Genomic DNA, 22,718 nt, shown 5'->3' on the forward strand with positions numbered 1-22,718 from the left:
GGTCCTTAGTCGGTGGTGGGCCGGTCGGCGGTCAGGGTGGTGAGGTCGAAGCGGGCGACGGGCCGGTCTCCGGCGCCGGTGACGACCGCGTGCCAGCGGACCTCGCCGCGCCCGGTGCCGGGGCGCGGGGTGATGCGGACGGCTGTCATGGCGACGGTGAGCGGGGTTCCGGGGCGGACGGGGGCGAGGAAGCGGAGGTTGTCGAGACCGAGGTTGGCGAGCACAGGCCCGTGTTCGGGCGGGACGAGCATCCCGGTCGCGAGCGCGGCGACCAGGTGGCCGTGGGCGATGATGCCGCGGAAGATCGGGTGATCGGCGGCGGCGGCCTCGTCGGTGTGCAGGTAGTAGTGGTCGCCGGTCAGTTCGGCGAAGGCGGCGATGTCCTCACGGGTGACGACGCGGGGCCCGGCTGTGACGGTGTCGCCGATGCGCAGGTCGCGCAGGTGCAGGCGTAGCGGGCTCGTACCGGGTGTGTTCGGCGGGCTTCCTGGCGTCCAGCGGTCGGTGGCGGCGGTCAGGTGGGCCGGGGTGCCGCCGACGGTGGTCGCGGTGAGGCGGGTACGCAGGCGGCCGGGGTGCTGCCCCTTGCCGGGCGCGAGTGCCGCGTCCGTGGCGGGTGAGGTCCCGGGGTCGATGAGGTGCAGGCGTTCGTGGGTCGGAGCCAGGGCGCGGGCGAGGTCGCGGGCCTGGCCGGGGTCCGCTGTGACGATCCAGCTTCGGAGGCCGCCGGCGCCGAGGGCCAGCGCGCGGGCGATCTCGTCGGCGTCGCGGTACGGGACGAGTGCCACGACGGGACCGAACGCCTCGACCCGGTGCAGGTCCTGGGCCTGTGCGTCGCCGGCGGCGAGGAGGACCGGCGGCAGGTACGCCCCGGGCCCGTACTCCTTCGCCGCGAACGCCACGTCCTCGGGCGTGCCGCATACCGTACGGGCCGCTCGGCGCAACCGTGCGAGCGCGGACAACAGGCGGCGCCGGTGCGCGGCGTCCACCAGCGGGCCCAGGGCCGGGTCTCCGCACTCCCGGTCCGTGAACCGGAGTCCGCCCAGGGCCGACGACGTGGCCTGGCTGACGGCGTCCATCAGGGCCTCGGGAACGAAGGCACGGCGTACCGCCCGGCGGGTCTGGCCGTTGTGCGCGGACATGCCGGCCACGAGACGTTCCACGTACAGGTCGAGCGCCCGGCCGTGGTCCGCCGCCTCCATGCCTAGGACGGCGCAGTCGAGAATCCCGGCGGTGAACTCCGCGCGGGGCGGCATTGGCCGCCGCGCGAGCAGGGTGCGGAACCGCCCGGCCGTGGCGGCGGTGCCGCTGAACCGGAACTGGTCGTGCGGGCCGAGATGGCCGGTCAGGTCGGCGGGACCGGTCACCAGTTGCAGGCAGCCCGGCGGGACGGCGTCGCATTCGATGACGCGCCGTACCAGGTGGGCCGTCAGCTCCGCGGTACGGCGCGACGGCCGGACGATGCTCGGCGCCCCGAGCACGAACGCGCCCGCGAAGCCGTCGAGCATCGTGCTCACGGGGTCGGCGAAGCCGCTGACGTGAACGGCGATTCCGGGCGGGGCGGCGGACAGGTGGGCCATGGGCGGCAGATGGGTGACGGGCTCGACGAGCAGGTTCCCGTCGCTGGTCGTCTCGCCCGCGAAGTGGCGGGTCACGGCGTCGGCGTGACCGAGCAACGCGTCCAGCCCCGCCCGGACGTCCTGTTCGGCATCGGCGGGCGAGCCGCCCAGGTGCCCGGCCAGAGCGACGAACTCCGCCTGGTACCGGGCCAGATGACGCGCCAGCAGTCTGGCGACCCGGGCGCGCTCCGCGAAGCCGAGGCCGCGCAGGGCGGGGATGCCGACCGTACGGGCGTGCGCCACGGCTGGGCCCGCGTCGACGCCGACCGCGGTGACCCGGTAGACCTCCTCCCCTGACACCGCGTGCCGCCGCGGTGTCCCGAGGTCCGTGGGCGTACGCCATCGGCCGCACAGGTAGTGCGGCACGAGCCCGGTCACAGCCGGTTCCCGGCATACGAGGAGACCAGTACGGGCTCGGACGACGAGGCGTCGGGCCCGCCGGCCTGGGCGGTGCCCGCGGAGGTGAGCCCAGCGAGGGCCGCCGACCGGTAGACGGACGGTGTCACAGCGAAGGCCGCCTTGAAGGTCCGCTGGAAATGGCTGAGATCGCGGTAGCCGACCTGGACGCAGATGTCGGACAATGGCAGATCCGTTTTCAGCAGAAGCGTTTGGGCGCGCTGCATGCGCAGTTCGGTGACGAAGTCGATGAACCGGCGTCCGGTGTGCTTCTTGAAGGTCCGCGAGAAGTGGTACCTGCTCATGTGCGCGACGTGGGCCGCGGACTCGAGGGTCAGGTCGTTGTCGGCGAAGTTCTCGGTGATGTACGAGATGGCGGCCGCCACGTGCACGGCGGCGGCGTGGTCGGGGCGTTTCGGCGGGTGGGCGGTCGTGAGCGGGACGTCCTCCCGCAGCCGGGCGGCGAACCACAGCAGTTCGTCGACGAACGCCCGGGCACCGTCGCGCGGCTGTCCCAGGCCGGGCGGCGGCTGCTCATGAACCGGCAGGTGCAGGGCCTTCGGAATGGCCACCGCCCCCAGCGCGGCCAGCACGACGCGGAGGTGGTCCACCGCGTGGCTGCTCTGCCCGACGCCGACCGACACGATGCCGACCGGCTTCCGGCGCAGGGCGCCGCCCGCGAGCCGGTCCAGGGCGAGCTGGACCTCTACTGAGCAGGATTCGTTGCGGACACCGGCCAGGAGAACCAGCCCGTGGGCGCGGCGCGCCCAGGTCCTCAGCGTGTCATCGGCCGCCGCGCCACGGCGGGGCCGTCCGACCCAGAGCCAGCACGCGGGCCGCCCGGTCGCCTTGCCGATCACGTCGCGCAAGGCCGGGAGCACGGGGGCGAGTCCGGGTAATTCCGCGGGAACGTCACTGACGACGAGGACGGTGGGCGGGGCGCTGTGCGAAGGCGGCAAAGTCATGTGGTGACCTCCGGAATTCGTGTTTTGCGCAACCTGGATCGCGCAGAACCTGGTCCTCAAGCTATTGGGACCTGATTCAGCTGGGCATAAGGCACACCGCCTTCCGATGCGGAACGCTCCATGACCCGTCCACTATCGACTCGACGTGTTCGCGGCTCATCCGTGTCAGGTCATGGTTGCGTCACGGTCGCCCCCGTCGCGTCAGGGACGTTGAGGGGCAGTCAATACGGCAGGGGGTTTCCTCGGCGTTTGCGCCACCGGAAACGGTGATCCTTTCAGTGCAGCTTCCAGTGCAGGGTCTCGTATGCGGCCTCGCAGAAATTCCCGGCAGGGCGCGGGATCGATACCGGTGGCGTGAAGGATCTCCCACACTGTGGAGACCGCGATCGTGTACTCCAGGCGAGCCAACTCGCCTTGGATTCTCCGGTGCCCCCAGGTCGCGTTCTCTCGCGCCATCCGCACAACCAGGGCCTTGACCGGCTGGAGGGTGCAGGGTCGTCGGGCGCCTCCTGTTGGTGAAGGTCCACTTGCGCCTCACGAGGTTGCGATGCCAGCGCATGATTGTCGCCGGGGTGACCGGGAATACTTCCGCCCACCACGGTGGTGAACCAGCCGCGATAACGCTGCAAGCCAAAGTCGGTCGGCGTGTCCACCGCGGCCGACCGCCGAGCTGGCGTCGGAGTACCTGTTTTTCGTGACGGAGCACCAGCAGCTCAGCATCGTTGGACAGATCAGCGCGCACCAGCACCGTCAGCAGGCCGAAAAAGCCCCCTTACCAACCGGTAGTCAAGCGATAACAACACCTTGCGATGGTCGAACAGAAAACTCCAGCTCACAGTACGAAACTGTGTTGCCGAGCGGGACACCCCCAGACACCGCAACGCGGGCTGCCCATGGGTTGCGTCCACGGGAGTGGTCACTAGTGGGGTGACCACGAACGTTCACCGGGTCGGGTGACGGGCCGCTCCGGATGCGAGGCATCCGGTTGATCAGTCACTCTCGATGGCAAGCAGGTTGTCGTTGAGGATGAGGTGCGTAGATGGCGGAGCCGGTCAGGGCACGGCGGTTGAGCGAGGATGAGGGACGCCGGTTGCAGCAGATTGTGCGTCGTGGCAGGCACGACTCGATCCGGGTTCGTCGTGCGTTGATCATCATGGCGTCGGCGTCCGGGACGCCCGCTCCAGCGATCGCGCGGCTGGTGGCGGCGCATGAGGACACCGTGCGCGATGTGATCCATGCCTTCAACGAGCGGGGGCTGGCCGCGCTGGACCCTCAGTGGGCGGGAGGCCGTCCCCGCCTGATCAGTGATGAGGACATCGCGTTCATCATCCAGACGGCCACCACGCGCCCGGCCCGCTTGAGGCGTCCGTTCACACGTTGGAGCGTGCGCAAGCTCGCCGACCACCTGGCGCGTCACAGCGACCGCAGGGTCGTCATCGGGCGCGAGCACCTGCGCTCACTGCTGCGCCGGCACGGCATCTCCTTCCAGCGCACTCGCACATGGAAGACCTCCACTGATCCGGACTTCGACGCCAAGCTGGACCGGATCGAGGAGGTCACCAGCCGCTTCCCCAACCGGTGCTTCGCCTTCGACCAGTTCGGCCCGTTATCCATCCGCCCTATCCAGGGCGCTGGCTGGGCCGAGCGCGGCAAGCCAGACCGGCTGCCGGCGACCTACACCCGCACCCACGGCGTGCGCTACTTCCACGGCTGCTACTCACTCGGCGATGACATGCTGTGGGGCATCACCCGACGCGGCAAGAGCGGCGCCAACACCCTGGCCGCCTTGAAATCGATCCGCGCCGCCCGCCCCGACGGCGCCCCGATCTACGTCATCCTGGACAACCTGTCGGCCAACAAGACACCGGCGATCCGCGCCTGGGCGGCCAACCACAAGGTCGAACTGTGCTTCACTCCGACCTACGATTCCTGGGCCAACCCCATCGAGCCGCAGTTCGGGCCGCTGCGCACCTTCGTCATCGCCGGCTCAGACCATCCCAACCACGTCGTCCTGGCTCGCGCGTTGCAGGCGTACTTGCGCTGGCGCAATGCCAACGCCCGCCATCCTGACGTGCTTACAGCCCAACGTCGCGAACGCGCTCGCATCCGCAGCGAACGTCAGCACCGCTGGGTCCGGCCACACCCCAAAGCCGCGTGATCAAACCCGGTGAACGTTCGTGGTCACCCCACTAGCTGGCGATATCTTGGCGGCGAGCTTGATCTCCACCAGTTGCCCAGGGAATGCCAGCCTGGTTGTGCCGACCTGCCGCCTGCCCGACGATCGCGTGCTTGAGTCCTCGGTCCTCGAGTCCTCACGGACGAACGCGGATGATCGTCTTCCCGTTGATCCGCTCGGTCGGATTGAGTGCGGCGACGGCGTCGTCGAGGGTCGCGATGTTGCCGATGTTCGTCCGCAGTCGACCGTCCCGTACCCGCTGGACGATCTCACGCAGTTGGGCGCGATCGGACTCGACAACGAAGTCGACCGCCAGGCCGTCGGCGGGCCGCGCCTCGGGCGGCCCGACGACGGACACCAGTGTTCCTCCGGCTCGAATCAGGCGTGCGGACCGCTTCCCGATGTCGCCGCCGATGACATCGAACGCTAGATCGACTTTGCCGACGTCCTCCAGCGCGTCGTTCTCAAGGTCGACGAACTCCTGCGCGCCGAAGTCGAGCACCGTCTGACGGTCGGTGGCGCGTCCGGTGCCGATGACGTAGGCGCCGGCCTCTCGTGCGAGTTGCGTCACCATCGACCCGACCGCGCCGGCCGCGCCGTGCGCGAGGACGCTCTGCCCCGTCTGAAGGCGGCCGTGCTCGAACAGTCCCTGCCACGCGGTCAGGCCCGAGATCGGCAGGCTCGCGCCTACCGTGAAGTCGACGTCGCCCGGCAGCGGCGCGAGGTTGCGTGCCTCGACGGCCACATACTCCGCCAGGGTGCCGTCGCGATGCCAGTCCGTGATACCGAACACCCGCTGTCCCGCCGACAGCCCCGTCGTGCCATAGCCGAGGGCGGTGACCACTCCGGCCAGCTCGTGTCCAGGGATCGACGGTGCTCGGTCACGGCCGCGGCGATCGGTCCAGGTCGAGGGCCACGCCATCTCAGTCGGGACGAATCCCGACGCATGAACCTGAACGACGACGTCGTTTATCGCCGGTTCCGGCTCGGGCCGCTCCATCAGCGTCATCCCGGCCGTTCCCGCGGCCTGGTCCGTCACCACAATCGCCTTCATCCGGCACCTCCATTGCATCCAGTCCTCGCCAACACGGCGTTTTCGGTTCACCAGCGTTAGCGGCACCAACTCTCGGCCTCTTACCACGCTGATCGGTAAGGGTTGTGGCGCGAGGGCGTCGAGGAACGAGCGCGATCGCGAAGTTGTCGGCAAGACGGCGCGACGGATCGACGCTCATGAGGTAGGCGCAGGTGTCATCTGTCGTGCCTTCGCACTCGCGCAGATCGCGCTGAAGAATCCTCACGCATGCCGGCTGAACTTGTTGGCAAGACCGCCCTGATCATCGGCTCTGACCGGGGTATCGGCGCAGCGATCGCGACTGGACTTGCCCGGGCCGGAGCCGATGTCATCCTTCTCGGCCGTACTGCCGACCAACTGGACGAAGCGGCCAACACGATTAGGGCGAGTACGTCGGGTACTAAATAGTTCTGTTTTTCATGATCAACAGATTGGCCGACCTCATCTGGCCAGCCACCCGCTGCAACTTGAGAACCGGGGGTACGTAGGAGCCATCGGCCGCGGAGCAGACTGCGGCGATGCTGGAACGCCCACGACAGGCGGCACACTCACCGGATTGGAGCTTACCGGGATGGACATGGACTCCTCGTCGTGGCTGACCGCGCTCCACAGCTCTGGAACCAAACGGGACAGGGCGCTGGCCCGCCTGCACGTGATGTTGCTCAGGGTGGCGACCCGTGAGGCGCATCGGCGCGGGCCCGCCGCCCGCATCGGTGGGCCCGAACTCGATGACCTTGCACAGCAGGCCGCTGACGATGCGATGGTTTCCCTACTGGGGAAGCTCGATACCTTTCGCGGGGAGAGCCGATTCACGACCTGGGCGTATCGCTTTGTGGTGCTGGAGGTTTCCAGCAAGCTCGGCCGCCACTTTTGGCGTCGGCCATCTGTCTTCTCAGACGCCGAGGATTGGGAACGACTCCCTGCACGGTTCGCTGTCGACCCGCTCGCGCAGGCACAGCAGCGGGAGCTGATCACGGCCGTGCGGCGGGCCGTGGACGAGACGTTGACCGATCATCAGCGTCGCCTGTTCGTCGCAATCGTGGTCAACGGTGTACCGCTGGATGCGATGGTGTCTCGGTCCGGATCGAATCGGGGAGCGATCTACAAGACCGTTTTCGATGCACGCCGTAAGATCCGCAGTTTCCTGACCGCTAATGGCTATCTGGAAGGGGAGCCGGCGGCTGCCCAGCCTACTGACCAACAGGTAAAGGTGAAAAGGTCATGACCGGGTGGTGGGACGGCTTCGAGCGATTCCTGGCCACCGACCCACGTGACATCGGGTGTGATGGGGCGATGGCAGTGCTGCACGTCTATGTCGAGCTACTCGCGGCCGGAGTCGATGCGGCCGCGCGCTATCCGGGATCGGCGTCGCACTTGGCTGCGTGCGGACCGTGTGCGGAGGACGCGCGGGGCCTGTTAGCCGCTGTGCAGGACCATGATCTGCACGTCGGAGGCCCGGATGATCAGACTTGGCCGTGGCCCGTTCGCTGAATCGGCTTGACGAACGGATCATCGTCAATGCCTCGCATGTATCGGGGCCGTCCGTATGGAGACTCCTGAAGGTGGTGCCGGTGTCCAGGCTCAGCTTCCAAGAATGAGTCGGCTGCACCGGCTGAGCCAACCCGGCGTGTCCGGAGGCGTCGGCACTTTGGGCGTTCGCAGAGCGCGTTCCCGGGAAAGATCGCAGCGGTGTCATTGCAGTTGTTCAATAGCGGGACGTTGCCGTTGCGCGACTTCGTGCCTGTGAAGGCTGGCGGTGCCGGCGTGTACTTGTGCGGGCCAACGGTTCAGGATGTGCCGCATGTCGGGACATCTGAGGTCAGCGGTCGCATTCGAGCGTCCGCACTCCAACGTAAGAGCCGCGAGCTACTGGCCACATCGCTGACATGCTCGAGTTCATCGGCAGACTCGTCGACGCGGGCTTTCGGACCTGACCCTTCCACCCGAACCTGAGATCGCAGTCACAGCGAGTTCTCAGGAACCCGGGACCAAAACGATTCTCTGCGATGTTGTTTCCAGTGACGCCGCAGCCAGCGACGTCAGAAGAGGAGACATCGTGTCGCACGACTACAGCAAGACTCCGGAGGCGCTGAGCCGCCTCACCGACAGCCAGTTCCGCGTCACTCAAAAGGACGGAACGGAGCCGGCGTTCCGCAACGAGTACTGGAACAACCATGAGCCGGGGATCTACGTGGATGTGGTCTCCGGACAGCCTCTGTTCTCGTCGACCGACAAGTACGACAGCGGCACCGGATGGCCGAGCTTTACCAAGCCGATCGTGGCGGACGCTGTTCGCTCGGAGACGGACAGGTTGTTCGGGATGACTCGCACGGAGGTGCGGTCCACCGGAGCTGACAGTCACCTCGGGCACGTGTTCGATGACGGTCCTGCCGACGCCGGCGGCCAGAGGTACTGCATGAATTCGGCGGCGCTGCGCTTCGTCCCGGTCTCCGAGCTCGAGACGCAGGGCTACGGCGAGTACCGCTCGCTGTTCGAGACGGCCGACACCACCAGCACAGAGGAGCACGCATCATGACCAGCGGAATTCATGACACCGGACAGATCACCCGCGAACCGGGCACCGAGACGGCCATCCTGGCCGGCGGGTGCTTCTGGGGCATGGAGGACCTCATTCGCCGGCAGCCAGGCGTGCTGGACACGCGCGTCGGATACACCGGTGGAGACAACGATCACGCCACGTATCGCAACCACCCCGGCCACGCCGAGGCGGTCGAGATCGTCTTCGATCCGGCGCAGACGACCTACCGTGACATCCTGGCGTTCTTCTTTCAGATCCACGACCCGTCGACGTTGAACCGTCAGGGCAACGACATCGGCACGAGCTACCGCTCGGCGATCTTCCCGCTCACCCCCGAACAGGAGAAGGTCGCACGTGACACGATCGCCGATGTCGACGCGTCGGGCCTGTGGCCGGGTAAGGCCGTGACGACGATCGAGCCCGCAGGGCCGTTCTGGGAGGCCGAACCCGAGCACCAGGACTACCTGATCGCGTACCCGAACGGCTACACATGCCACTTCCCGCGTCCGGACTGGATACTGCCCAGGCGCCCTGCGACCTCAGTCTGAGGGCTTTATTGTGAGGGCGCGTTCACCACTGAGGCGGTGAGCGCGCCCTCACCGGTTCCGTCACGAACGGCGCCGATCGTGTGCCCGATGGTGGTGTCGTCTCCGAGGCTGGCCACGGTCCCTGCCCTCGGTCCGGGAAGAATGACGGTCAGTCCTTTCCGCGTTCAGCGGTTGCCCGCCGGAAGTATCAGGTCGAGACGGAAGCCGTCCGGCAACCGCTCCGCGTGGACCGCACAACACCGTTTGGGATGCAGAGCGACGCCGACGTGCCTGGCGCCGTCGGGCCTGGCATGGGATCTCACGGAATTCGACGAAGAGCTCACCCGCCTGGCTGGTTGGCGGCCTGATCCCGCACAGCGGCTCTACCGCGAGCAGGACCGTTGGCGTCAGGCTGTCCGCGATGTGAAGAAGAGCTTGCAACGCCTCAACAGAAAGCGCGAAGTTGACCACGCGGACGGAGACAAAGGGCAGGTCTCTTCCATCAAACCAGGACGACGCCGACCAGATGGGAAGAAGTAGTAGGCGCCATATTGTGCGCGCAGGACGCCGACCGACCCCGGCTGGGCGAAAGGCTCACGCAGGTTGGCCCGCATGACCAAGAAAGACCTCGGCGCCTTCTACGACGAGTACATCGCCCTGTTCCTGCGCAACAGCCGTAAGGCCGAAGAGGCCCGCCCGACGCCCGCCTCGTCTACGTCCGTTTCTTCACCCTGCCCGCGGACGAGGACTGAGGCCGGCTTCGACCACAGCTCGACGGCACTGGTCGCAGTGAGGCTCTGGACGCGCCCCGCTCTCCCCAACCTGATCCGGCGTCGCTACGCTCTGGTTCGATCAAGCGGAGGAAAGGCGGCCATGACCGGGACCTGTACATTCTGCGGCATCGTTGCTGGGCAGATCCCCGCGGAGATCGTCTACTCAGACGAGCACGTGGTCGCCTTCCTTGACATCTCGCAGGCGACTCGCGGTCACACCCTGGTCGTCCCCCGCGAGCACTGTCGCGACCTGACCGACATTGGACCGGAGCGCGCGGGCCTGCTGATGCAGGGTGCTGTGCACACCGCCGCCCTGCTGCGGCGCGCGCTGGAACCGGGCGGGATGAACATCTGGCACGCCACCGGCCCTACGGCCTGGCAGACCGTGTTCCACTTCCACCTTCACCTGCTTCCCCGCTACACCTCCGAGGATCTCAGGCAGGCATGGACGCATCGGGAACTGCCGCTGTCGTCGCTGTCGCCACTGGCCGATCACATCAGAACCGCCGCGGCGTTCTGAAAGCGGCGTCACTCCCGGCGCCGTCCGCCTAGTTTGCCCCATGCGGACGGCGCAGGGGGTGACAGTTGGAACCAGCGACGACTCCGATGTGCTCGTGCGCCCCGCCACGCGTCGTCAGGACCCGGTACTGCCGGACACACAGAACGCGCTGAGGTGGCATGAACCATCACTCAACGGCGCAGTGCGACATTAAAGGATCTTGCTTCTAATCCGACGGTCGCAGGTTCGAATCCTGCAGGGCGCGCAACTGTGATGTCTCAGGACATCGGAAACCCTCTGGAGACCGCGATGTTGTAGCCCAGCCCGGCCAACTCGCCTTGGATTCTTCTATGCCCCCAGCTCGGGTTCTCCCGCGCCATCCGCACAATCAGTGCCTTGACCGGTCGGCGGGTGCAGGGCCGTCCCGGACGCCGCCTGTCTGTGAAAGTCCACTTACGCGCCAGGGAGACTGCGATGCCAACGCAGGATCGTCGCCGGGGTGACCGGGAACACCTCCGCCCACCGGCGGCGGTGTATCAGTCGCGACAACGCCGCAAGCCAGAGACGGTCGGCGCCACCCCACCGAGGCCAGCTGCCGAGCTGACGGCGGAGGACCTGGTTCTCGTGACTCGGGTGCCATCGGTGCGGTTACGAGCGACCTCCCGGCTGACCGTCGAGGGGCTGCGACCCAACTCAGCTGCGATGACCCGGATCGAGGCCTTCTGTCGGTCCCAGCGGGGGTAAGGGGCAGAGGCAGAAAGATCCTCTCCTTACCTCTCCTAACGTATAGCGCACAGGGGGGCTTGCGGCAAGACCCGGGTCGTACCCCAGAATCGTCGGCCGAGGCCACAACCTGCGGAATGGGGGCAGGACGTGCATGTGTGGTCGTCGACGTGTGTGACGCGGTGACGTCGAACCAGTGATGGGACAGCCGGTGCGGGTGTGTGCACCGCCCGACTGGCCGGAGCGGCCGGCCGACTCGTCAGACGAAAGGCAACGAGGGATGAGGACATGCCCGACAAGTATCTCGACGGAGCTCAAGGCGCCGCCGATTCGATCGGCCAGCGTGGTGCAACGGAGCACGGCTGCCTCGGAGGTATCGCAGTGAGCGAGCAGTACGTGTTGGGTCTCCAAGAGGTTGACGAGATGCATGTCGCGGTCGTTGGCGGCAAGGGCGCGCACCTGGGGGAGTTGTCGCGGATCGAAGGCATCCGGGTGCCGGCCGGCTTTTGCGTGACGACGGACGCCTTCCGGCGGATCATGGCGGCAACGCCGTCGATCGACGATCGGCTCGATCAGCTCTCGCGCCTGAACCCGGATGACCGGGAGGCGATCCGCACGCTCAGCGCGGAGGTCCGCCAAATCATCGAAGGGATTGCCATCCCTGACGACATAGCGACGGCGATCACCCGCGCGCTCGCGCAGCTCGGCGAGCAGGCCGCCTACGCCGTGCGATCCAGCGCGACGGCAGAGGACCTGCCGACGGCTTCCTTCGCAGGCCAGCAGGACACCTACCTGAACGTCGTGGGTCCGGCGGCGATCCTCCAGCACGTCGGCCGGTGCTGGGCGTCGCTGTTCACCGAGCGGGCCGTGACCTACCGCCTGCGCAACGGCTTCGACCACCGGAAGGTCCGCATGGCCGTGGTCGTACAGCAGATGGTCTTCCCGCATGCGGCCGGCATCGTGTTCACGGCCGACCCCGTCACGGGCAACCGGAAGGTCGCCACCGTGGACGCCGGCTTCGGCCTCGGCGAGGCCCTGGTCTCCGGCCTGGTGAACCCGGACGTCTACAAGGTGCGAGACGGCGAGGTCGTCACCAAGGCGGTTGCCGTCAAGAGGCGTGCCATCCATGCTTCGCCGGCCGGCGGGACGCAGGTACTGCCGATCGACCCGCAGCGGCAGGAGCAGCCGGCGCTGACGGATGCGCAGGTGGTGCGGCTCGTGCGGCTCTGCCGGCGGATCGAGGCGCACTTCGGCCGCCCGCAGGACATCGAATGGTGCCTGGCCGACGATGACTTCCAGATCGTGCAGAGCCGGCCGATCACCACGCTGTTCCCCATCCCCGCGGCCCACGACCGGGAGAACCACGTCTACCTGTCCGTTGGTCATCAGCAGATGATGACCGACTCCATGAAGCCCCTGGGGCTCTCCTTCTGGCAGCTGACGGCCATGGCGCCGATGCACGACGCCGGTGGGAGGCTGTTCGTCGACGCCACCCGGCAACTGGCCTCGCCCGCGAGCCGCGCCGGCCTCCTGGAGATGGCGGGGAGGTCCGATCCGCTGACCAGGGACGCGCTGGAAACCGTCCTCGATCGCGGCGACTTCGTCCCGACGCTCCCGGACGGTGGTCCCGGCGGGCCGTCGGTCGGCGGCGCGTCCGCTCCGATCGAGACCGATCCGGCTATCGTCACCGGGCTGATCGAGCGCAGCCAGGCGTCCATCGCCGCCCTGCGGCGCGACATCCGGACGAAGACCGGGACGGCGCTGTTCGACTTCCTGCTGGAGGCCTTCCAGGAGCACAAGCGGGCCCTCAGGGATCCGCTGAGCATGCAGGCGATCATGGCGGGGATGGAGGCCACGTGGTGGCTCAACGACAAGCTGCAGGAGTGGCTGGGCGAGAAGAACGCGGCCGACACGCTCACGCTGTCCGCCCCCGACAACGTCACGTCGGAGATGGGGCTGGCGCTGCTCGACGTCGCGGACGTGATCCGCCCGTATCCGGAGGTGGTGGCGTTCCTGCAGGACGTCGAGAACGAGGGCTTCCTGGACGAGCTGCCGAAGCTCGCGGGCGGGACCGAAGCGCGCGACGCCATCGAGGCCTACCTCGACCGGTACGGCATGCGCTGCGTCGGCGAGATCGACATCACGAGGCCGCGTTGGAGCGAGCGTCCCACCACGCTCGTGCCCCTGATCCTCGACAACATCAAGCTCTTCGAGCCGGGTGCCGCCGAGCGGCGCTTCGAGCACGGGCGGCAAGAGGCGAAGAAGAAGGAACAGGACGTGCTGTCACGCCTGCGGGCCCTTCCGGACGGGGAGCAGAAAGCCGACGAGGCCAAGCGGATGATCGACCGGGTCCGGACCTTCATCGGCTACCGCGAGTACCCGAAGTACGGCATCATCAGCCGCTACTTCGTCTACAAGCAGGCCGTGCTGGAGGAGGCCGAGCGCCTCGTGCAGGCCAACGTGCTGACCGAGAAGGAGGACATTTACTACCTCACGTTCCAGGAGCTCCACGACGTTGTGCGCACCAACCAGGTGGATGACCAGCTCATCCAGCAGCGCAAGGACGCGTTCCGGTCGTATCACGCGCTCACGACGCCCCGGGTGCTCACATCGGACGGCGAGGTCTTCACCGGCGCGTACCGGCGCGACGACGTGCCGGCCGGCGCCCTGATCGGCCTGCCGGTCTCCGCCGGGACCGTCGAAGGGCGGGCCCGCGTCATCCTGGACATGGCGCAGGCCGACCTCGAGGCGGGAGACATCCTGGTCACGCCATACACGGACCCCAGCTGGTCGCCCCTGTTCGTGGCGATCACGGGCCTGGTGACGGAGGTGGGCGGCCTGATGACCCATGGCGCGGTGATCGCCCGGGAGTACGGCTTGCCTGCCGTCGTGGGCGTGGAGCAGGCCACCCGGCTGATCCGGGACGGGCAGCGGATCCGCGTGCACGGAACCGACGGGTACGTCGAGATCCTGCCTTGACTCACCGAGACGACCTACCCGAGCAGTACACCAGCACCGCCGCCGCCCGGCTGGGGGAGCGGCTCGGAGTGTGGCTACCGGTCGGGCGAGCCGGTCATCGATGCTGGGACAACGCTCTGGCCGAGTTGTTCTTCGCCATGCTCAAGGGCGAACTCCTCGCTGATCAGCCGTCGCCCGCCCGCCCGCGCCGCCGCCCACAGCGCGATCTTCGAGTTCATCGAGGGCTGGCACAACCCGCATCGGTTGCACAGCAGCCTGGGCTACGGTAGCGCTACCGGCTGCGAGGCCGCTGCCGCGGCCTGACCAGGCCCGGCTGATCACTCTGCGCAGCGGAGCGCTGACACCGCCACCGCTTGAACTTGGAGACATGGACCAGGTCCGGCGCCTCGCACCGCGGCGCCGGACCCCATGTCCCGGGCGAACATCGGCGCCGGCGTTCGGCTTCACTCGCGTGTCATCGCCGGGGCGAAATTCGTCACGTTGGACGCTCACGGACATCGCCCGTGGGTGGGATGTCATTGCATGTCCACGGCCCTCGATGATGGCGCGCTCACGCCGCGCGTCGCGGCTTCGGAGTGTCCAAAGGTTCGCCCAGCCCACCCCGGACATGGTCCGCGATCAGCTTGCGGTGATCGCCGGCATGCTCGGTCGCCAGTTCCCCAAGGTCGAGGCCATGCTGCACGGGGCCGCCGACGACATCCTGGCCTTCACCGCCTTTCCATCCCACCCGACACTGACCAGTAGGAGGTGGCGCACACCGAACTGATGACGGCATAGTCAACCCAGCAAAGCCTCACGCGAGAACCGGACTACACCACTCCGCGGGACGTGACCCATGCTGGCTTCACGGCCTCCAACCAACCCGGACCGGGGGCGTTGCGTGGTGTGCATGAGCTCTGGCCGTCAAGGGAGGAAAGCGTGTGTGGCACGGTCGCGTCCTCGGAGTCACTGGCTGAACACACCCCCAGCACGCCGGCCCGTGCTCGCGATTCAGCCTGCCGATGATGAGGCGCATGCGATCGAGCTCGCGGAAAGCACGCGGTCGGTCCTCATCGCGCGCGTGTGGACCGATGACGATGCGCGCTTCGGGAGCGTCGCGCGACGGCTTAGCGTCGGCGGTGTGATCCAGAGCGACACTCCGACGGCGTGGGACGCCCCGTTCTGCGGGGTCAAACACTCATAGGTACGGGCGCGAGCGCGGTTCTACGGCGTCGAGGAATACCTCGTTCCGGAGTCTCTTCAGCGCGGAGGCTCGAAGGGCTGATACCGCGGTGGTGATTCCCTTAGTCGGCGGAGCGCAAGAGCATTGCCTCTACCTCGGGACCGGCATCGGCCGTGCAGACGTACGTGGGTCGTCCGGTCGCCGGATCAACGTAGTACAGAGTCGCACGCTTGCCGCATCTTGAGCACCAGGCGTCAGGCCCGCCACCGAGTTCGGCCAGGCCGACCTTGATCTCTGGGATAACAAAAGCCATGCGGGAAGCGTAGATCGGCATGGTCGAGACTTCCGTGGTGACAGCGCGTCTTGCGGAATCCATGCTCATAGATTGTTCGACACGGGAGGTGACGGGCCCGCCGGTGGTGGGGAAGATCCGGCCGGGTCGTGAGGTGAGATCCGGGAGGACTGGGCAAGACAATAAGACTTTCGCCATTCCCGACTCAGGGGTGACGCCGAAGGGCCGGTTGAATGGTGAGTCGTTCGCGAAACCCTACTGGGCGCCAATGGCGTTGATCGGGATGTGGCCGGGCCGCGGATCGGCCAATACACGGCGGCAACGGTCCAGCCGCCGCAGGAGCGCCCCGGTGTCCTGAAAGCGGTGTTATCCCGTGCACTGTCCGCGTGGTCCGTCCCACACGGACGGCGCAGGGTGGCAGCTGGAACCAGCGACCTCGGTCCGAGCGGGCAGTTCGCTCTGCGGAGATCATGGAGTTGTGTACGGGTTGGAGCACGTGCCGAGCACTACGACCGTCGTCCATGGATGGTGCCGGTGCGGCCGGAGCGTGGGATCCATTCCGGGAAGTCGCGATGCGACTCCGACGGTCGCAGGTTCGAATCCTGCAGGGCGCGCCATGTGATGTCTCAGGACATCGGAAACCCTCGAACCTACGGGTTCGGGGGTTTCGTCTTGTTGGTGTTTGCCTGGGGTTGGTAGTCGCGGGTGGGGCCGAGGGTCAGCTCGCGCAGGAGTTCCCCCGTGACGGCGTTGACGACGCGTATGTGCAGGTCGTCGACGAGCAGGAGCACGTAGGTTCGTGCGTAGGTTCGGCCGACGCCGATGTGGTGGAGGCGGCCGCCCAGGCGCAGGGTGACGATGCCGGATCGGTCGACGCGGTCGTGTCGGACGCGGGTATGGGTGTCTCCTTCGCGGGTGCCGACAGGCAAGGCTTTGGGCAGGGCGGTGTAGATGGCTGCGGGGGTAGCCCGGTGCAGGAGCGAGCGGTGCGGGCGCTGGTGGTTGTAGGGTGCGACGAAGCGGTCCAGGAGTGCCTGCAGGGCGGCGGGGGTGGCCGGCTGGTCGGGCTGGGCGCGCCGCCCGCCAGCACTGGGATGCCATCGCCAAGGCTCTCAAGCCGGTCTACACCGCTCCGACCGAGGCCGCCGCGCTCGAGCGGTTCTACGAGTTCGCTGAGACCTGGGGCGGCAAGTACCCGGCAATCATGAAGTTGTGGGAGGACGCCTGGGCCGAGTTCGTGCCCTTCCTCAACTTCGACACCGAGATTCGCCGGGTGATCTGCGCGACCAACGCCATCGAATCGGTCAACGCCCGGATCCGGCGGGCGGTCAAGGCCTGCGGCCACTTCCCGAACGAGCAGGCCGCGCTGAAGTGCGTCCACATGGCGATCATGAGCCTGGATCCGACCGGCAAGGGCCGCAAACGCTGGGTGGCTCGCCGGAAAGCTGCTTTGAACGCCTTCGCCATCACCTTCGAGGCCGCCTGACCCCGACCGCCCGATAGCTAATCAAGATCGAGATACACCGTTATCTAATTAGACAGACCCTCGTTCTGCGCTACTGGGCCTGCTGGTCGTACAGGCCCCGAGTCTGCCGGAGCGGCTGGACTCGTTAAGAGTGATTAGTAGCTGTGTGAGTGATCACGCTTGCGGTTCGTGATCGTCACGGAGAAGTGAATGGTGCTGGTTGATTGGGGTTTCTGCTTGATCGTGTTCGTGTCGGACACGGTCGAGCGGAGGGCAGGTTCGGGTGCGGCGGGAGTGGGAGCCGGAAGAGCTGACCGCAGCGTGGACGCTGTTGGACGGCGACTGGGAGCTGGTAGGGAACAAGACGGGAGCGACCGTCTGGGCTTCAGCCTGTTGCTGAAGTTCTTCGAGCTGGAGGGCCGGTTCCCCCGTCACGCAGGTGAGGTGCCCAAGGCTGCGGTGGACTGCCTGGCCGGGCAGGTGAAGGTCGAACCGGAGCTGTTCGGGGAGTACCGATGGTCAGGGTCGACGATCGAGTATCACCGGGCGCAGGTCCGGGAGGCGCTGGGGTTCCGGGAGTCGACCCGGGCGGATGAGGATGTGCTGGCCGAGTGGCTGGCGGACAAGATCTGCCCGATGGTGTTCACCGACGAGGGGCTGCGGGCGGCGATGCTGGCACGCTGCCGGACGTTGAAGATCGAGCCGCCGGGCCGTGTGGAGCGGATCGTGGGTGCGGGCAGGGCACGGTTCGAGCGGGAGTTCTGCCTGCATGTGCTGAACGGGCTGTCGGCGGATTCGGCCCGAGCGCTGTGGGAGCCGGCCACGGGTGAGGACGGGTTCCTGCTGGAGTTGAAGTCCGACCCCGGGCGGCTGGCGCTGGAGACGCTGCTGGAGGAGATCGTGAAGCTTCGGCGCGCGAAGGCGTTGGGGCTCACAGCCGACCTGTTCAGCGGGTTCTCGGATCGGCTGGTGGCCTCCTGGCGGGCGCGGGCGATGGCCTCGCATCCCTCCGATCTGGCGGCGAACCAGCCGCCGGTCCGCCTGACCTTGATGGCCGCGCTGGCCTGGTCGCGGACGACGGAGATCACCGACGCGCTGGTCGATCTGTTCATCGGCCTGGTGTCAAAGATCAACACTCGGGCGGAGCGGAAGGTCGAGCGGGCGATCGAGGCCGAGGCCAAGAAGGTGCACCGCAAGACCGAGACGCTGTTCTCGATCGCCGAGGCGTCGCTGCGGGCGCCGGAGGGCACGGTCCGGCAGGTGGTGTTCCCAGCGGTGCCGGGCGGGGAAGCGACATTACAGGCGCTGGTGGCCGAGGCGAAGGCGGACGCCAGGGCCTACAAGGCCCGGGTCCGCACTGTGCTGACCAGCTCGTACTCGAACTACTAGCCTGAGGATGACGTCGCAACCGTGGATCACGGACAGTTGCTCTGATCGGCCATATGGCAACCAAGGGGAGAATTGATCCATGGGAGCATCAGTTAGGCAGATTCAAGTCACCTTCGACTGCGCATCACCTGAGCGCGTTGCTCGTTTCTGGTGCGAGGTGCTGGGGTACGTCGCGCCGCCGCCACCAGAGGGGTTTGCCAGTTGGGACGACTTCAATCGCACGCTGCCGCCTGAGCAGCGGGATTCATGGTTCGCATGCAGCGATCCCTCGGGCGCGGGTCCGCGGCTGTACTTCCAGCGCGTTCCCGAAGGCAAGGTCGTCAAGAACCGGCTGCACCTTGACGTGCGGGTCGGCACCGGTCTAGTGGGTGAGGAACGCCTGGCAGCCCTTGAGGCCGAATGCGCGCGGCTGATCCCGCTCGGCGCGGTGCGCGTGCGGCTCCTGCCTGCCGATGAAGAGAACGAGTCGTGCCTCGTGATGCAGGACATCGAGGGCAACGAGTTCTGCCTGGGCTGACGAACGTCTACCTCGTTGAACGTCGAACAAGACAGCGCGCGGTGGCCTCCGTTCCAGGGGCCGATCCTCGGCCCGATCATCAAAGCGCTGATCGCGGCCTTGGGCCCGGCCTGCCACGCGCGCCACAGCACGATCGGCGTGTTCGTCGACCACGACCCCGCCGGCCTCCTCAGGTCCGCGGCCTGCTCTGCCGGCACTGCAACACATGGCTGGAGACCTGCCCCCGCTTCACGGGCTGTGCTTGGGGCGACTACCTCAACAACCCGCCGGCGGCCCACCTCGGCCTGACCTACCCGCGAGCCGCGATCAACCGCAAGCCGCGGCGATCCGGCGCGTGAGGGGCTCAGAATCCACGGCGCGATCACGAACCGCAATCGTGATCACTCATATAGCTAGCTTGGGGCTGGGGCCAGCTTCGGGAGCGGAGGGCCGAGACCAGGCGGGCAGGCCCGACTTCTTCCAGTCGGCGCCGCGCGTCAACGTCAGACGTTTCATGACGAGTTGATCCACTGCCCACTCCACCTGCCGCCAGTGCGGCTGGCAGGTCTGTACGGTCGCGTCGTTGAGCGGACTGAGCAGGTGTGCCCGGGGTACACGGGGGAGTCCGCGGCCGTCGTGCTCAACCCCTGACGGGTGACCTTGGCCAGGCGCGGATTCATGGTGGCCCCCGTGTCGATCTCCGCCGCTGTCCGGGCCTCGACGGCCACCTCGAAGCTCAGCTCGGCCTTGGTCGCCGGTACCTGCGCGGCTACGTCGATCGGCTCGGTCGCCGCGCCGGTGCTGACGCCCGAGATGCCGGTGTCGCGGGGATCTGTACGGGGCCCGGAACGCAGGCCCCGGCGAGCCGCGCTCTTGACGACGAGCTCGCCCCGATTGGAGATCGTGCCACCGGTCGGCCCGTTCACGACCTTCACGTCGCCGGGAAGAGCGCGCACCTCGTCCGGCTCGCCGACGAGGAACACCTTGCCTCCGCGTCCCGCCTGGACGGACAGCCCGCCCAGATCCGCGGTAGCCAAGGTCCTGGTGTCACCGTCGTGGTAGTACCTGACGGTCATCCGCTGTCCGGCGAGCTCGGCGAACGTGATGCCGTTCTGGCCGTCCACGCGCAGGTCGAAGGGCACACCGGCGGTCTTCGCCAGCGTTTTCACGCTGCCGGTGGGGGAGATCGACACCAGTGCGCCGCCCTTGGCCGCCACCAGCCCGTTCCGGTACGGGACGGCCGAGCCGACGTCCCCGGGCAGCACTGTGGCGGCGGTGACCTTGCCCCGTGGCGTGTCCACCCGGAGCAGTCGGCTGGTGCGGTGCTCGTCGTCGGCCCCCTGGGTCAGGGCGACCGCGTCTCCCGCACCGCATCCCGGGTTGAAGTACGCCAGGGCGACCTGTTCCTTCAGCTTGGTCACTGTCCCGTCGCGTACGTCGATCACCGCCGCGAAGCCGCCACGGGCGAACAACGCGGGCCGATTCGTGAAGTGCCGCGGCGCGTAGACGGCCACCACGCGGTCGGCCGTTCCGGTCAAACACGCGTTGCCGATCCACTGGTCGGTGTCCATGCCGGGCTCGCTGAGCGTCGCCAGCGTCCGCCACTGGTAGCCGTTCCTGGCCTCGGCGAGCAGCAGATGGAGCCCGGTCGAGTCACCTGCCGTCGCCAGTGCGACGTCGTCCGACGTACGCCAACCCGCGAGCAACGAGGAGTCCCGCGCGTCGGCCTTGACGGAGGAGCGGCTGTCGTCCACCGCGCGGGCTCGCGGCACGTGCGCGGCATCGGCCGTCTGGACGACGCTTTTTGCGGCGGCCGGCTCGCCGGTATGTAACAGGGTGTGTCCGGTCAGCAGAGACGGGGTTGCCAGGATGAGTGTGACGATCCCAGCGAATCGGCGGCTGTGCACACCACTCCATACTCGAGAATGCGACGGGACGTCAGAGGAGAAGACTGGGCGAGCCCGGACGATGAGCTTCTTCCACCTTTTCGATCTCGACGATCAATGTGTACGTCAGGCATCGTCGGCCGTCAATGAGAATGTCAAGTCGTGGACGGTCACTCGACAAACCGGCGTGTATTCGGCGGTGGCGCCGGGGCCGTCTACATTCTGCCTACATTAAGAGCTCCTGGGCCGTCTATATTCGGCCTACATTCGGTGACCGCGAAAGCCGGTCAGCCGTCGGAGTCGAAGAGCAGCCCCTCGTCGCGGCGTTCCTGCTCAATGAGCCGGGCGATGCGCCGTCGACCCTCCGGGGACAGCTCCATCGCACGTCGGAGCCAGGTTTGCGCGGCTCCCGCGCGCAGAATCGCCTCGAACAGTGCCAGCCGCGACTCGACGTCGTCGCGTATCTCGGTGTGCGGCTCTTCCTGCAGGTATTCGACCGGAACGCCATAGAACCTGGCGATGCCGATGGCCTTCTCCAACGACACCGCTCTACGGTCGCCGGTTTCGAGGAGTGACAGATAGGCGTCCGTGATCGGGGTTCCGGCGGCGGAGATCGCGGCGGCGGCCTCACGCAGCGAATACGGCGTACCGGTGCGCGGGTTCACCATGATCTCGCGTAGTCGCTTCAGCCGGGCTGCCAGCGGCATCGTCGCTCCACTTGCTCTTTTGCTGACACGAGTTGACAATTCGGAATAGAGGCGGCAAGCATACATCGATGATGTGCTAACTTCCGTTAGCTCCGCCTTCCAGAAGTACCCCCAATTACATGGAATGCTCTTCTGTGGGTTACCAACCGGAGAATGATGCTCAATGACTGAGTCACTCCTCGACCCCGCCCCTCCCGAAGGGCACAGTCGCCGCCCCGGCACCTTGGACGACGGCGTCACGAGGAGGGCCCGGTCAGTCTCCCGAAGTGCTCCCCCAGGGGAGAGACTGGGGCTGGACGCCTCCGTGCGCGCCAGAAGGCTCGGTCTGCGTCTGCCCGATGACTTGTCATTCGAGTCGTGGGAGAAGGTCGGCGACCAACTGAACGTGATCGCGGACTCCTCGACGTGGTGGCTGGCCGACTGGCTGGTCTTCGGCGAGGAGTCCTTCCCCGACCGGTATCGGGCGGCCCTCGCCAGGACCTCGCTCTCCTACAAGACGCTGCGCAACTACGCGTGGGTCGCCAGGAAGATCCCGATGTCCCGTCGACGGGACACGCTGAGCATGCAGCACCACGCCGAGGTGGCCGCTCTCCCCGAAGGCGAGCAGGAAATGTGGCTCACGCGCGCGGCTCGCGAGAACTGGCCGCTGAGTAGGCTGCGCAAGGAGATCCAGGCCGGCCGCGCCGGGGCGCTCAGGCCTCAACCGGTCTCCGTGACCGTCACCGTGCAGGTCTCTTCCGAGCGGGAGGAACGCTGGAAGGCGGCGGCCGAGGTCGCCTCCGTTCCCTTGCTTGAGTGGATCGCTCTCACGCTCGACCGCGCCGCGGTTCACGGCGGCATCGTGATGTAGTCCGGCCCTGCCCCTGTCGGCCCGCAGTGTGGACCGGGCGGGCCGACAGGAAAACCACGACCGGCGCGGCCGGGGGAGGACGTACGTGGCGCGCCGGAAGGTGGGCGCGCGTATTCCGGGAATGAAGAAAGCGCGAACGCGGCCCGGGTAATGCGAACACGCCGGCCTGACGAAATCAAGGGGCGGAAAAAGCTTTCTCGGCC

At 67.3% G+C, this 22,718-nt stretch carries 18 protein-coding genes and 3 pseudogenes; 13 read left to right on the plus strand and 8 right to left on the minus strand.

From position 1 onward, the window contains the following. Positions 1-5 precede the first annotated feature (5 nt). Together AB0J64_RS36165 and AB0J64_RS36170 are read right to left on the minus strand one after the other, a co-directional pair. Positions 6-1,997: an aldehyde dehydrogenase family protein gene (locus tag AB0J64_RS36165; protein ID WP_364037452.1), complete on the minus strand. Its 1,992-nt coding sequence runs from the start codon at positions 1,995-1,997 to the stop codon at positions 6-8. Next, positions 1,994-2,980 carry a helix-turn-helix domain-containing protein gene (locus AB0J64_RS36170; protein ID WP_364037455.1) on the minus strand — a complete coding sequence of 329 codons (987 nt, stop codon included), beginning with the start codon at positions 2,978-2,980 and terminating at the stop codon, positions 1,994-1,996. Before AB0J64_RS36170 ends, AB0J64_RS36165 begins: the two co-directional genes overlap by 4 nt. Before the next feature lie 1,039 nt (positions 2,981-4,019). On the opposite strand from AB0J64_RS36170, the gene AB0J64_RS36175 reads away from it, so the two are divergent. Further along, positions 4,020-5,138, plus strand: coding sequence for an IS630 family transposase (locus AB0J64_RS36175; protein WP_364037458.1), 1,119 nt, complete (start codon positions 4,020-4,022; stop codon positions 5,136-5,138). A 154-nt stretch (positions 5,139-5,292) separates the two neighbouring features. Here the strand turns inward: AB0J64_RS36175 and AB0J64_RS36180 are convergent, their stop codons facing one another. Further along, entirely contained in the window at positions 5,293-6,210 is a 918-nt protein-coding gene (locus AB0J64_RS36180) for an NADP-dependent oxidoreductase (RefSeq protein WP_364037461.1), read from the minus strand. Positions 6,211-6,456: 246 nt separating this feature from the next. Here AB0J64_RS36180 and AB0J64_RS36185 point away from each other — a divergent pair, with 246 nt between their 5' ends. The 5 genes from AB0J64_RS36185 to AB0J64_RS36205 all read left to right on the plus strand — a co-directional run bounded on the left by AB0J64_RS36185 (position 6,457) and on the right by AB0J64_RS36205 (position 10,587). After that, on the plus strand, positions 6,457-6,636 hold the full coding sequence (locus AB0J64_RS36185; protein WP_364037464.1) for an SDR family NAD(P)-dependent oxidoreductase: 180 nt from the start codon (positions 6,457-6,459) through the stop codon (positions 6,634-6,636). A 163-nt stretch (positions 6,637-6,799) separates the two neighbouring features. Then, the gene (locus tag AB0J64_RS36190) at positions 6,800-7,453 is read left to right on the plus strand and encodes a sigma-70 family RNA polymerase sigma factor (RefSeq protein WP_364037467.1); all 654 of its coding nucleotides are present in this window, start codon (positions 6,800-6,802) and stop codon (positions 7,451-7,453) included. Positions 7,454-8,284: 831 nt separating this feature from the next. Beyond that, the gene (msrB, locus tag AB0J64_RS36195; RefSeq protein WP_364037470.1) at positions 8,285-8,764 is read left to right on the plus strand and encodes a peptide-methionine (R)-S-oxide reductase MsrB; all 480 of its coding nucleotides are present in this window, start codon (positions 8,285-8,287) and stop codon (positions 8,762-8,764) included. Next, on the plus strand, positions 8,761-9,315 hold the full coding sequence (gene msrA / locus AB0J64_RS36200; RefSeq protein WP_364037473.1) for a peptide-methionine (S)-S-oxide reductase MsrA: 555 nt from the start codon (positions 8,761-8,763) through the stop codon (positions 9,313-9,315). Before msrB ends, msrA begins: the two co-directional genes overlap by 4 nt. Positions 9,316-9,906: 591 nt before the next feature. Further along, the gene (locus AB0J64_RS36205; RefSeq protein ID WP_364037476.1) at positions 9,907-10,587 is read left to right on the plus strand and encodes an HIT family protein; all 681 of its coding nucleotides are present in this window, start codon (positions 9,907-9,909) and stop codon (positions 10,585-10,587) included. A 515-nt stretch (positions 10,588-11,102) separates the two neighbouring features. Here AB0J64_RS36205 and AB0J64_RS36210 read toward each other — a convergent pair. Further along, a pseudogene (locus AB0J64_RS36210) lies at positions 11,103-11,291 on the minus strand (helix-turn-helix domain-containing protein); the annotation flags it as partial. Positions 11,292-11,685: 394 nt separating this feature from the next. Between AB0J64_RS36210 and rph the strand changes: the two are divergent. Beyond that, positions 11,686-14,268 (plus strand): rifamycin-inactivating phosphotransferase, encoded by a 2,583-nt coding sequence (gene rph, locus AB0J64_RS36215; protein ID WP_364037577.1) that lies wholly within the window; start codon positions 11,686-11,688, stop codon positions 14,266-14,268. A gap of 74 nt (positions 14,269-14,342) precedes the next feature. Here the strand turns inward: rph and AB0J64_RS36220 are convergent, their stop codons facing one another. Beyond that, positions 14,343-14,486: a hypothetical protein gene (locus AB0J64_RS36220; protein ID WP_364037479.1), complete on the minus strand. Its 144-nt coding sequence runs from the start codon at positions 14,484-14,486 to the stop codon at positions 14,343-14,345. A gap of 341 nt (positions 14,487-14,827) precedes the next feature. On the opposite strand from AB0J64_RS36220, the pseudogene AB0J64_RS36225 reads away from it, so the two are divergent. Then, a pseudogene (locus AB0J64_RS36225) lies at positions 14,828-14,989 on the plus strand (transposase); the annotation flags it as partial. A 168-nt stretch (positions 14,990-15,157) separates the two neighbouring features. Next, entirely contained in the window at positions 15,158-15,451 is a 294-nt protein-coding gene (locus AB0J64_RS36230) for an aldehyde dehydrogenase family protein (RefSeq protein WP_364037482.1), read from the plus strand. 921 nt (positions 15,452-16,372) lie between these two features. On the opposite strand, the gene AB0J64_RS36235 is transcribed toward AB0J64_RS36230, so the two are convergent. Then, complete coding sequence (locus AB0J64_RS36235; RefSeq protein WP_364037485.1) at positions 16,373-16,651, minus strand: hypothetical protein; 279 nt, start codon at positions 16,649-16,651, stop codon at positions 16,373-16,375. 146 nt (positions 16,652-16,797) lie between these two features. Between AB0J64_RS36235 and AB0J64_RS36240 the strand changes: the two are divergent. From AB0J64_RS36240 to AB0J64_RS36250, 3 genes and pseudogenes are all read left to right on the plus strand, one after another. After that, a pseudogene (locus AB0J64_RS36240) lies at positions 16,798-17,208 on the plus strand (transposase); the annotation flags it as partial. 189 nt (positions 17,209-17,397) lie between these two features. Continuing rightward, positions 17,398-18,576 carry a DUF4158 domain-containing protein gene (locus AB0J64_RS36245; protein ID WP_364037488.1) on the plus strand — a complete coding sequence of 393 codons (1,179 nt, stop codon included), beginning with the start codon at positions 17,398-17,400 and terminating at the stop codon, positions 18,574-18,576. A gap of 79 nt (positions 18,577-18,655) precedes the next feature. Continuing rightward, complete coding sequence (locus AB0J64_RS36250; protein ID WP_364037490.1) at positions 18,656-19,093, plus strand: VOC family protein; 438 nt, start codon at positions 18,656-18,658, stop codon at positions 19,091-19,093. Positions 19,094-19,584: 491 nt separating this feature from the next. Here the strand turns inward: AB0J64_RS36250 and AB0J64_RS36255 are convergent, their stop codons facing one another. Next, a complete protein-coding gene (locus AB0J64_RS36255) occupies positions 19,585-20,844 on the minus strand; it encodes a hypothetical protein (RefSeq protein WP_364037493.1) in 1,260 nt (419 codons plus the stop codon). Positions 20,845-21,245: 401 nt separating this feature from the next. Next, positions 21,246-21,665 carry a helix-turn-helix domain-containing protein gene (locus tag AB0J64_RS36260; protein ID WP_364037496.1) on the minus strand — a complete coding sequence of 140 codons (420 nt, stop codon included), beginning with the start codon at positions 21,663-21,665 and terminating at the stop codon, positions 21,246-21,248. Positions 21,666-21,828: 163 nt separating this feature from the next. Here AB0J64_RS36260 and AB0J64_RS36265 point away from each other — a divergent pair, with 163 nt between their 5' ends. Next, positions 21,829-22,515, plus strand: coding sequence for an LmbU family transcriptional regulator (locus tag AB0J64_RS36265; RefSeq protein ID WP_364037499.1), 687 nt, complete (start codon positions 21,829-21,831; stop codon positions 22,513-22,515). The last annotated feature ends 203 nt before the right edge of the window (positions 22,516-22,718 follow it).

Source organism: Nonomuraea sp. NPDC049695, from assembly GCF_040674955.1.
Lineage (GTDB): Bacteria > Actinomycetota > Actinomycetes > Streptosporangiales > Streptosporangiaceae > Nonomuraea > Nonomuraea helvata.

What these genes read in the sequence shown, in the direction of transcription:
- AB0J64_RS36170 (WP_364037455.1), bottom strand. Translation starts at nt 2,980, where the DNA reads ATGACTTTGCCGCCTTCGCACAGCGCCCCGCCCACCGTCCTCGTCGTC.
- AB0J64_RS36185 (WP_364037464.1), top strand. Translation starts at nt 6,457, where the DNA reads ATGCCGGCTGAACTTGTTGGCAAGACCGCCCTGATCATCGGCTCTGAC.
- AB0J64_RS36230 (WP_364037482.1), top strand. Translation starts at nt 15,158, where the DNA reads ATGAGCTCTGGCCGTCAAGGGAGGAAAGCGTGTGTGGCACGGTCGCGT.
- AB0J64_RS36220 (WP_364037479.1), bottom strand. Translation starts at nt 14,486, where the DNA reads ATGAACTCGAAGATCGCGCTGTGGGCGGCGGCGCGGGCGGGCGGGCGA.
- AB0J64_RS36260 (WP_364037496.1), bottom strand. Translation starts at nt 21,665, where the DNA reads ATGCCGCTGGCAGCCCGGCTGAAGCGACTACGCGAGATCATGGTGAAC.
- AB0J64_RS36175 (WP_364037458.1), top strand. Translation starts at nt 4,020, where the DNA reads ATGGCGGAGCCGGTCAGGGCACGGCGGTTGAGCGAGGATGAGGGACGC.
- AB0J64_RS36250 (WP_364037490.1), top strand. Translation starts at nt 18,656, where the DNA reads ATGGGAGCATCAGTTAGGCAGATTCAAGTCACCTTCGACTGCGCATCA.
- AB0J64_RS36180 (WP_364037461.1), bottom strand. Translation starts at nt 6,210, where the DNA reads ATGAAGGCGATTGTGGTGACGGACCAGGCCGCGGGAACGGCCGGGATG.
- AB0J64_RS36190 (WP_364037467.1), top strand. Translation starts at nt 6,800, where the DNA reads ATGGACATGGACTCCTCGTCGTGGCTGACCGCGCTCCACAGCTCTGGA.
- AB0J64_RS36205 (WP_364037476.1), top strand. Translation starts at nt 9,907, where the DNA reads ATGACCAAGAAAGACCTCGGCGCCTTCTACGACGAGTACATCGCCCTG.
- msrA (WP_364037473.1), top strand. Translation starts at nt 8,761, where the DNA reads ATGACCAGCGGAATTCATGACACCGGACAGATCACCCGCGAACCGGGC.
- AB0J64_RS36265 (WP_364037499.1), top strand. Translation starts at nt 21,829, where the DNA reads ATGACTGAGTCACTCCTCGACCCCGCCCCTCCCGAAGGGCACAGTCGC.
- AB0J64_RS36245 (WP_364037488.1), top strand. Translation starts at nt 17,398, where the DNA reads ATGGTGCTGGTTGATTGGGGTTTCTGCTTGATCGTGTTCGTGTCGGAC.